This window comes from Fibrobacter sp. UBA2449 (genome assembly GCF_002342555.1).
Lineage (GTDB): Bacteria > Fibrobacterota > Fibrobacteria > Fibrobacterales > Fibrobacteraceae > Fibrobacter.
Window position 1 is genome coordinate 142,344 of sequence record NZ_DDQF01000002.1, and the last position, 3,367, is coordinate 145,710.

Annotated in this window: 5 protein-coding genes; 1 reads left to right on the plus strand and 4 read right to left on the minus strand. The window is 43.9% G+C overall.

Features of this window, described 5'->3' with window-relative positions; genetic code table 11:
• Positions 1–75: 75 nt before the first annotated feature.
• From B4B27_RS00705 to B4B27_RS00720, 4 genes are all read right to left on the minus strand, one after another.
• Entirely contained in the window at positions 76–324 is a 249-nt protein-coding gene (locus tag B4B27_RS00705) for a hypothetical protein (protein WP_290722677.1), read from the minus strand.
• 179 nt (positions 325–503) lie between these two features.
• On the minus strand, positions 504–749 hold the full coding sequence (locus B4B27_RS00710; RefSeq protein ID WP_290722679.1) for a hypothetical protein: 246 nt from the start codon (positions 747–749) through the stop codon (positions 504–506).
• Between the two features lie 418 nt (positions 750–1,167).
• The gene (locus tag B4B27_RS00715; protein ID WP_290722681.1) at positions 1,168–1,365 is read right to left on the minus strand and encodes a hypothetical protein; all 198 of its coding nucleotides are present in this window, start codon (positions 1,363–1,365) and stop codon (positions 1,168–1,170) included.
• 132 nt (positions 1,366–1,497) lie between these two features.
• Positions 1,498–2,625 carry a phage minor head protein gene (locus B4B27_RS00720; protein WP_290722687.1) on the minus strand — a complete coding sequence of 376 codons (1,128 nt, stop codon included), beginning with the start codon at positions 2,623–2,625 and terminating at the stop codon, positions 1,498–1,500.
• Between the two features lie 48 nt (positions 2,626–2,673).
• On the opposite strand from B4B27_RS00720, the gene B4B27_RS00725 reads away from it, so the two are divergent.
• Entirely contained in the window at positions 2,674–3,216 is a 543-nt protein-coding gene (locus B4B27_RS00725; RefSeq protein ID WP_290722683.1) for a hypothetical protein, read from the plus strand.
• Positions 3,217–3,367: the final 151 nt, after the last annotated feature.

Consider the following 3,367-nt stretch of genomic DNA (forward strand, 5'->3'; position numbering starts at 1 on the left):
CCTCCAGCATAGGACTAAACGGGGTGCTTTAAGGTGTTTAGTCCTACATTTTTAGGTTTTCAGCATTTTTACGTTTCATCTCGGCTCATAAAGAGCCCCTATAAGATTCACGTCTTCGTCGTAGATGTACTTCAGTCCGTTGTCATTTACTCCGGCGACTAGAGGTATGCCAGTCGGCATCGGCGTCTTGTCTGACGGGTCATCTACGTGAAAAAGAAAAACATAACCATATTTGTCGGTCTTTTTTAAAAACTCGTATGAAAAGTATTTGTTGTCTTTTTTTTCTTTCTCTGCAAATTTTATAGCGTCATCTTTTGTAATCATTTTCTCACCGTTTCATCTCGGCTCATAAAGAGCCCCTATAAGATAGGCGTCCAGAAGTCGCCGAACGGAGTCGACAGCCTGTACCCGATAGGCTTCATCGACTTCGAGAACGTCATGCCCTGCACGCGATACGAAGTGAAGTTCGATCCCCAGGGCTTCTTGCAGCTGATGTAGCGTTATTATTCGCAGACCTGGATGAAAGCCATGTTCGAGCATCCTTTAAGCTGAGAGCAGCCTGTCTGACGAAGGAACTCGCTCTTGTAGCTGTGATATTTTCCGTCCACGTCGACGTCATACCATTTGAGCCCTATTGTCTTCTCGACGCAGAACTGCGGCCCGTCATCTTCGGGAGCCGAAGGAAGGGAGCAGCCCGTAATCATGAGGCCGGAGAGAGCGATGAGGAGGATGGAGACGATCTTTTTCATTTTGTAGGTCCTTGTTGTTGTTGTTGTTTCATCTCGGCTCATAAAGAGCCCCTATAAGATGAAAGAGTTCAATATCGCTGCTGCTCATCGGCGTGTTCGGAAATGGCAACAAGATCAAGCCTCTAAAATTCGTGGTCAAGGGCATAGGCGGAAGGCTCCAGATGTGGACCGCATACAGAACGGATAAAGTTCTAAAGGAAGGTATAAAGGGAAGTCTTGGATAAAAAAAGACTCCTTCGCGGTGAAGGAGTCCTGTAAAGGCTAGCCCCGGTTTTTCATGTCTCACGGGGCCGCCCGATGGGTATTAGGACATGACTATCACACCGGGCGCATTTACAATATACATCTTTTTTTAACGGAAGTCAATAGGAAATGTCAGATTTTATCAATGCAGACGTAGACATAGGCAAATTTAGTTTCATCTCGGCTCATAAAGAGCCCCTATAAGATAGGAGTCCTTGGAACTGTAACGACCGCCTACCTCGAAGTTGTATTCGATGGAGCTTTGCAGGTCCTTGGCGATGATTTTCATTGCCGTGGACATGTCTTTTGCCTTGTTATCGATGCCTTTTAGCGTGATTTTGCAATTTTTGTCATCGATTTCAGCATTTATCATTTGCATTTCTCCAGAAAAAGTGGTATATTAGGGGTATAGGATATGTGAGTAAGTGTAAAAGCCGGACACTTGGGTGGTCATACTAAGCTATGCTCATCGTATAATGGGAAGACGACGGTCCATTGACATATCCTATTTTTTTATTGGTTTGTGATTTTCGTAATAATCTCGATCATCAACGACATATCCGGTTTTGTAGGTCATCGTTTTTGTTCTTTCATCAAAGCCAATAACGATTTTGTTTCTTTTTCTCTTCTTCGTTCCGTTTTCAACAATCTCATAAGGTTTCGAGAAGAAGAAAACTTGACCATTGTTTGAGTCAATCTTGTAAGCTGGAGTGTATTCGTCCAGAAGTTCAGGCACCTTTTCTAGCGTTTCCTTTGTTAATCCGGTATGTTTTTCCGCTTCGCGTAGAGTGTGCCTTATTCTCATTTGGTCAAACGTTATGATAGGCGATTTTAATTGGCTGAAATTTTTCTGGCAGAAAGTCTCTACGGCACCTTCCAAAATTCCGGCGGCAACCATCGATTTATATTGTGATTCAACCCTATCTACGGAAGCGTCGATTTTCACCATTTCCTTGAAGTTTTTCTGTATTTCCTGCTTTTGCTGTTTGGTGAGTTCGTACTTTGCATCCTTTCCATCAATCATGTCGATGGTCTGTTTCAGGTATTCCTGGTGCCTGTAACTGTAGGCTCCGGGGGCATAGTCCCAACCAGCATCGGGGTAAATTTCCTTGCCGCCGACCTTATAGCCTCGGGTGGTTATCTGCTTGCCCTGAATGGTCTCGGTCTTGCTTACAAAATTTTCGGGTTTGCTCTTCTGGACTACTTCATCGGCTGGCTTTCCATACAGTTTCTTAATGCCCTGCTTTGTATAGGACTTTGTCGAACAGTGACAGTTCCATCCCTTGTGTCCGAAGAAAACTTCCCAGAACGGGTCATCGTACCGGAGAACCATATTGTGCAGAGCCGCGTGGCTTTCTCGCGGATGCGGGTTCAGCGGTCCCTTGGGGATGGCTACGAATCGCCAATATGGTGCGATGTCGGCTTCATCCATCATCTCCTTGTATTTGCCGGCATCGTATGCGGTTTTCATGTTTGTGCCGTATATGGTCCTTAAACGGCGATGGTCTACTACGATTTGTTTTGTTTTTCCTGTTTCAGGGTTGACGGCGTTGACATCACCCCACCATCCCCTTTTCTTTAGGGTCGGAATGATGTCGTTCGCAAAGTCCTGATAGGAGGTTCCGTTCTTTATGTTTCATCTCGGCTCATAAAGAGCCCCTATAAGATACAACTTGGAATAATGAAAAGTCGAATTTTGCGCAATTTTTTTTTGGTTTTTGACATGATTTTTGCATATATTATAGGTGTAGGGAGGCTTAAAATGAAAATGGTAAATGACAAAAAGATGGACGTTGTTGGAAAGACCGTCTCGAAACGCAAAATTTTTACGCTTTGCGCTGTCGTTCCGTTTGTCCTGTTCTTGGCGGGTGTTTTGGCTCCTGTATGGACCGACAATTTTATTGTCTATTTATTCGCGTTTTTCCCGTATTATCTTTACACATTCTATGTGAGCAATGACTGGATTGACGGTAAGCGTCTTTACGACACCAAAATTGGCGAGTATGCGTCCAGTGTGTGGGTGGTCGGTATAGCCGTTTGCGCATTTTTTAACCTTTTCTTGGCGGTGATGTTTTGGGATCGTCCGGAATCTTTCTTTTACGGGGTTTCTTGGATAGCATTGGTAAATTGCGGCCCTGGTTTTGCTTGGGCTTTTTGGGCAATGTTCCTTCATAAAACTCGCTATTCTAGGTGGCCAGTTTTGTTTGCGCCTCCTGCAAGCTGAGTTAAAAAAAGTTGTTCCAAAAATAAGTTTTTTTATGGTCGTGCAATTATTTTTGTTGCATGGCCATTTTAAATGTATCTATAAATTTATTGTCTAACAATACCTTTGTGAAGACGTCCAACGATATCAAGCTACTTAACTCAGAGCTTGG

Coding starts and splice junctions, on each gene's coding strand:
- B4B27_RS00705 (WP_290722677.1), bottom strand. CDS start 324: ATGATTACAAAAGATGACGCTATAAAATTTGCAGAGAAAGAAAAAAAA.
- B4B27_RS00710 (WP_290722679.1), bottom strand. CDS start 749: ATGAAAAAGATCGTCTCCATCCTCCTCATCGCTCTCTCCGGCCTCATG.
- B4B27_RS00715 (WP_290722681.1), bottom strand. CDS start 1,365: ATGATAAATGCTGAAATCGATGACAAAAATTGCAAAATCACGCTAAAA.
- B4B27_RS00725 (WP_290722683.1), top strand. CDS start 2,674: ATGAAAAGTCGAATTTTGCGCAATTTTTTTTTGGTTTTTGACATGATT.